Raw genomic sequence first — 4540 nt, forward strand, 5'->3', positions numbered from 1 at the left:
GCCCGCGGCGGCCCGCCGGTCCGGGCGCCGTTCGCGGGCCGCGTCCAGCGCCGCGAGCACCCAGGTCCGCGTGTACGGGTGGCCCAGGACGCGGTCCAGCGCGTCCGCGCCCGCCTCGCCGGCCTGCTCCACGGCGGTCAGCTGGGCCCAGGCCGGGTCCCAGTCGGGGTCGCCGGTCAGTTCCGTGTGCAGGCGGGCGAGCAGCATCCGGGTCAGGTCCTGCTGGGCGGCGCCGAGTTCGCCCTCGTCGGTGAGGGCCGGCGCCACGGTCTCGGACGTGGTGCGGCCCTCGACGCCGGCGATCAGCTCCTGGAGGTCGGCGCAGTAGACGGAGGGGTTGTCGAAGCCGCTCCCGGCCCGGTAGCGGTGGGTGTAGAGCCCGCCCCCGCACGAACGGACGACGGGGCACCGGCGGCACTGCTCGCTGACACCTGCCAGGCCCAGCTGCCGGGCGCGTACCCCGGGATGGGCCGCGACCTGGTCGAAGGAGTGGGTGAACACGTCGAACCCGGTGTACGCGGCGCCGTCGTAGGCGGTCTTGAGGGAGTCGACCTGTTCGAGGGTGCCGTCCGTCTCGACCACCACCAGGTCGGTCGGCGCCAGCCCCAGCGACTCGGTCAGGCTGGGGCCGCCGCGCAGGGTGCTCAGCAGGGACTCGAAGAGCCGTACGGCGACCGGGCGGCCCTGCCGGTCCCAGTGGTCGAAGACGCGCAGCAGCCAGCGGGCGTAGGCGTCGGGCGCGCCGTCGGGGCGCGCCGGGGGAGCCTGCCAGGTGGCGTGCGGCAGCAGGAAGTCCACGCGCGGGGGGTCGAGGGCGACGAGGGCGTCGAGGACCGCCACGGGATCGTTGGCGGTGTCGACGGTGCACAACAGGCCCTGGTAGAGGTGGCGGTAGGGCTCCGAGCGCAGGAGCTCGACGGACTTCAGGACCAGGGAGTGGCTGGAGCGGCCGTCCGCGAAGCGGCGGTGCCGGTCGTTGGCGGCGCGGTCGCCGTCGAGGGAGATCCCGATCCGGACGCCGAACTCGTCGAAGAGGCCGAGCAGCCGGCGGTCGAGCCGCAGGCCGTTGGTGTGGATCCGCAGGTTCAGCTCGGCGGTGCCGGCCAGGGCCCGGGTGAACTCCTCGCAGACCAGCCGGAGCCGGTCGGCGCCGGCCAGCAGGGGTTCCCCTCCATGGAGGATCACCGTGACGGAGGGGAGGGCATGGTCACGGGCATGTTCGGCGAGCCGCGACGCGGTGCGGGTGACGACCTCGGGGGAGATCACCTTCGGCCGGGCTCGCCAGCTCTGGTCCGCGTGTTCGTAGACATAGCAATGATCACAAGCAAGATCGCATCTGCTGTGAACTTTCAGGACGATCTCGCGAAAGGCGATCAGGCCGGTCATTCCACCAGTCTAGGGCGCGGAGTTGAACCTCAGAGCGCGGAGTTGAAGATCGGCTCCGAGGGTGTGCGCCCGGATTCCGCCGGGAGTACCCGGCCGAGTGCGGCGGCGGCGGAAGCACTGCGTACGTCGATCTCCGCGAGCGGAACCCGGCGGGCCTTGTCCGTGCCGGTCGGAGGGGTTGCGGAAGTGTTCACGACACCGTCCTCGGGGAAGCCATGTGGAATGGTTGGAATGGGCATGGAAATGGCACCGGCGGGCCGCCGGTGTCCAACCCGGACTTTACCCGCCTGCGCCCTATTGGCAACTGAGACATGACGCCTGGTCAAGCGTTCTATAGAAAGCGTGACGGGTTCGTCAGGTCGTATTCCGGGCCGGTTCACGCAGCAGCCAGGTGAGGATCCCGGGAAGGGCTCGCAGGGCGGCGAAATGGGCAGCTCCGGGGTCGATGGTGGCGGTGGCCCCGGGGATCCGCCGGGCCAGCCAGCGGGAGTGCCCGACGGGGGAGAAGACGTCCTGCTCGCCGTGCCAGATGAGCACCGGGCAGCGGATGTCGGCCGGGTCGAAGCCCCAGGGCCGGGAGAAGGCGAGGACGTCGTCGATCCAGCCGTACGCGGAGGTGCGCAGCCCCTCGCGGTAGTTGCGCAGCAGCATGGCGCGCAGCCCGGTGTCCGAGACGATCATCCGGTCGTTGTCCGTCAGCTCCCGGCGGAGTTCCTCCAGCAGCCGCCCGGGGTCCCGGCGGATGCCGTCGGCGCGCGGGATCAGCCGGGCGGCCAGCTCCTCGGGGTCGGCGGTCGCGGTGGTGTACTCGCGTACGTTGGAGGCGCCCATGCCCTCGAACCAGTCCAGGTCCTCGGCGTCCCGGGGCGCCAGGGCGACCAGGACGGCGGCCCGGGTGACCCGCTCGGGCAGCAGGGCGGCGCAGGCCAGCGCGCCGGGGGCGCCGCCGGACCGGCCGGCGACCGCGAAGGTGTCCAGGTCCAGGGCGTCGGCGATGGCGGCCACGTCGGCGGCGACGTCGGCGACGGTGCGGCCGGGGTGGCGGTCGGAGCCGCCGTAGCCGGGCCGGTCGTAGGCGATGAGCTGCATCCGGCGCTGGTAGAGGACCATGCCGCGGGGGGCCGGGCCCAGGCGGCTGCCGGGCATGCCGTGGAGCAGGAAGACCGGCTTGCCGCGGGGGTCGCCGAACCGCTCCACCATCAGGTTCCGCCCGTCCGCGGCCCGCACCCGACTGCGCACGGGCGCCCCCCTTCACCGTGAGCCAGGAATCCCCCTCGTCCGCGAGGGGGAGGGGTCAAGGTGATTGTGCGCGCTGTGGGATGACTGCGATAGGGCGCACTTCGGGAGCATTCCCGACCGCCCCGGACGCGACCCGCGACGCCCGGCCCTACTCGGCCCCGGTCTCCGCCCGGCCGCGTCGCAGCGCCGCGCAGACCATCGTGACCGCCGCGCCCACCACCGCCCAGACCGAGAGGACCAGCACGGACCCGGCCGTGTCGTTGCCCTTGAAGTACGCGATCGAGCGGGTCGCGTAGGTGCCGGCGCCCGGCGGGAGGAACGGCCCGACGGTCCGCCAGAACGGCGGCAGCAGGGGATTGCCGTACGCGCCGCCGGCGCTGGGGTTGCCGAGGACCACGACGAGCAGGATCGCCAGGCCGATGCCGATGATCCCGGCGAGGCCCTGGAGGGCGAGGGTCAGCGCGCCGACCGCGAACACCACCAGGGTGCCCAGGCCCCACAGGCCCCAGATGCTGCCGGGCAGCGCGTCCAGGACCGGTCCGGCGACGACCGCGCCGAGCAGCCCGGCGACGAGCGCGTACGCGAGCAGCGCGGCGAGCCGGACCACCGCGCGGTGGGTGTTGGCCGGCCGGGCGCCGGCGCTGATCGCCAGGATCGCGGCGCACAGGTAGCCGCCGACGCACCAGCCGACCACCAGGTAGAAGGGCGACAGCCCGCGGTTGTCGCCGCGGGCGGCGGCGACCACGTCCACGACCTCGGCCTCGCGCTGCTGGGCCCGCTCGGCGAGGGCGACGACCGCCTGGAGGGCGTCGGCGACGGAGGCGCCGCCGCCGGTCGCGACCAGCAGCCGGTCCACCCGCCCGGCCGGGTTCACCACCAGGGCCCCGTCGACCTCCCGCTCGCGGATCTGCCGGACGGCCTCGGCCTCGCTCGCGACCGGGCGGGGGTCGAGCGGTTCGCCCGGCAGGGAGGCGAGCCGCTGCACGCTCTGCACGGTCAGCTGCGCGGCCGGGGTGACCACGGCGAGCGGGATCCGGTGCGGCTTCGGCTGATGGAAGGCGCCGATGTACGAGGTGATGAACGCGAGCTGGAGCGCCAGCACGCCGACGACCAGGAGCGCCGCCCGCACGGTGACGGCGTCCTTGATCTCACCCAGGAGGCCCGAGGGGGGCTCGGCGGCGGGGGGTGCGTCTGCACGGGTCATGGCTCCCACGCTCGGCGCGGTGCGGACGGCACGCAGCAGGGGCGGGCCGAACGGGTGGTGCGGGGGAGCCAAGGGGGAAGATGGAGGATCGAACAACTGTTTCGTACGGACATTCGAATTGGTCTATGGTGGAGACGGGGGAGGTGTTCACCGAAGGAAGCAGGAGGCCGCGGGTGGCTGGGTTCACGCATCTGCACACCGTTTCCGGGTTCTCCATGCGCTACGGAGGCTCCCACCCGGAACGGCTGGCGGAGCGTGCCGCCGAGCGGGGCATGGACGCCCTCGCCCTCACCGACCGCGACACCCTCGCGGGCGCGGTGCGCTTCGCCAAGGCCTGCGCCGCGGCCGGGGTCCGCCCGCTGTTCGGGGCCGACCTCGCGGTGGCCCCGGCACCCCTCGCACCGGCGGCGGGCCGGGCCGTCCGGCCCGGCGCGCCCGGTGCCTCGTACCGGCAGCGCACGCCCGTCAAGGGCGGCGCCTTCATCGACGAATCCGCCCCCCGGGCGGTCTTCCTCGCCCGCGACGGCGCCGCCGGCTGGGCCGAGCTGTGCCGGATGGTCACCGCGGCGCACAAGAGGGGCGAGGAGGCCGGCGGGGACGGCGGGGATCCGGCCGGGGGGGGCGAGGAGGGCGGCCGCGGGGAGCGCAGAGGCGGCGGCGGGCGCGGCGGGCGCGGTGAGCGCCTGGCTCTTATTCACATCTGCGAGCCCA

General features: G+C 74.1%; 5 protein-coding genes. 1 reads left to right on the forward strand and 4 read right to left on the reverse strand.

Features of this window, described 5'->3' with window-relative positions:
* From GPJ59_RS33915 to GPJ59_RS33930, 4 genes are all read right to left on the reverse strand, one after another.
* Nucleotides 1-1386: FxsB family cyclophane-forming radical SAM/SPASM peptide maturase (locus GPJ59_RS33915; protein WP_219671788.1), on the reverse strand; the 1386-nt coding region annotated here is incomplete at its 3' end.
* Between the two features lie 29 nt (nt 1387-1415).
* On the reverse strand, nt 1416-1580 hold the full coding sequence (fxsA, locus tag GPJ59_RS33920) for an FxSxx-COOH cyclophane-containing RiPP peptide (RefSeq protein ID WP_219671790.1): 165 nt from the start codon (nt 1578-1580) through the stop codon (nt 1416-1418).
* 160 nt (nt 1581-1740) lie between these two features.
* On the reverse strand, nt 1741-2625 hold the full coding sequence (locus GPJ59_RS33925) for an alpha/beta fold hydrolase (protein WP_219671791.1): 885 nt from the start codon (nt 2623-2625) through the stop codon (nt 1741-1743).
* A 148-nt stretch (nt 2626-2773) separates the two neighbouring features.
* Nucleotides 2774-3829, reverse strand: a complete 1056-nt coding sequence (locus tag GPJ59_RS33930; RefSeq protein WP_219671793.1) for a DUF3533 domain-containing protein — start codon at nt 3827-3829, stop codon at nt 2774-2776.
* Between the two features lie 173 nt (nt 3830-4002).
* Here GPJ59_RS33930 and GPJ59_RS33935 point away from each other — a divergent pair.
* On the forward strand, nt 4003-4540 hold a 538-nt coding region (locus tag GPJ59_RS33935), incomplete at its 3' end, for a PHP domain-containing protein (RefSeq protein WP_219671794.1).

It is taken from the genome of Streptomyces bambusae, from assembly GCF_019400985.1.
Classification (GTDB): domain Bacteria; phylum Actinomycetota; class Actinomycetes; order Streptomycetales; family Streptomycetaceae; genus Streptomyces; species Streptomyces bambusae_A.

Bases quoted from the DNA above. Each gene is read 5' to 3' on its own strand.
- GPJ59_RS33930 (WP_219671793.1), bottom strand. From the start codon at position 3,829: ATGACCCGTGCAGACGCACCCCCCGCCGCCGAGCCCCCCTCGGGCCTC.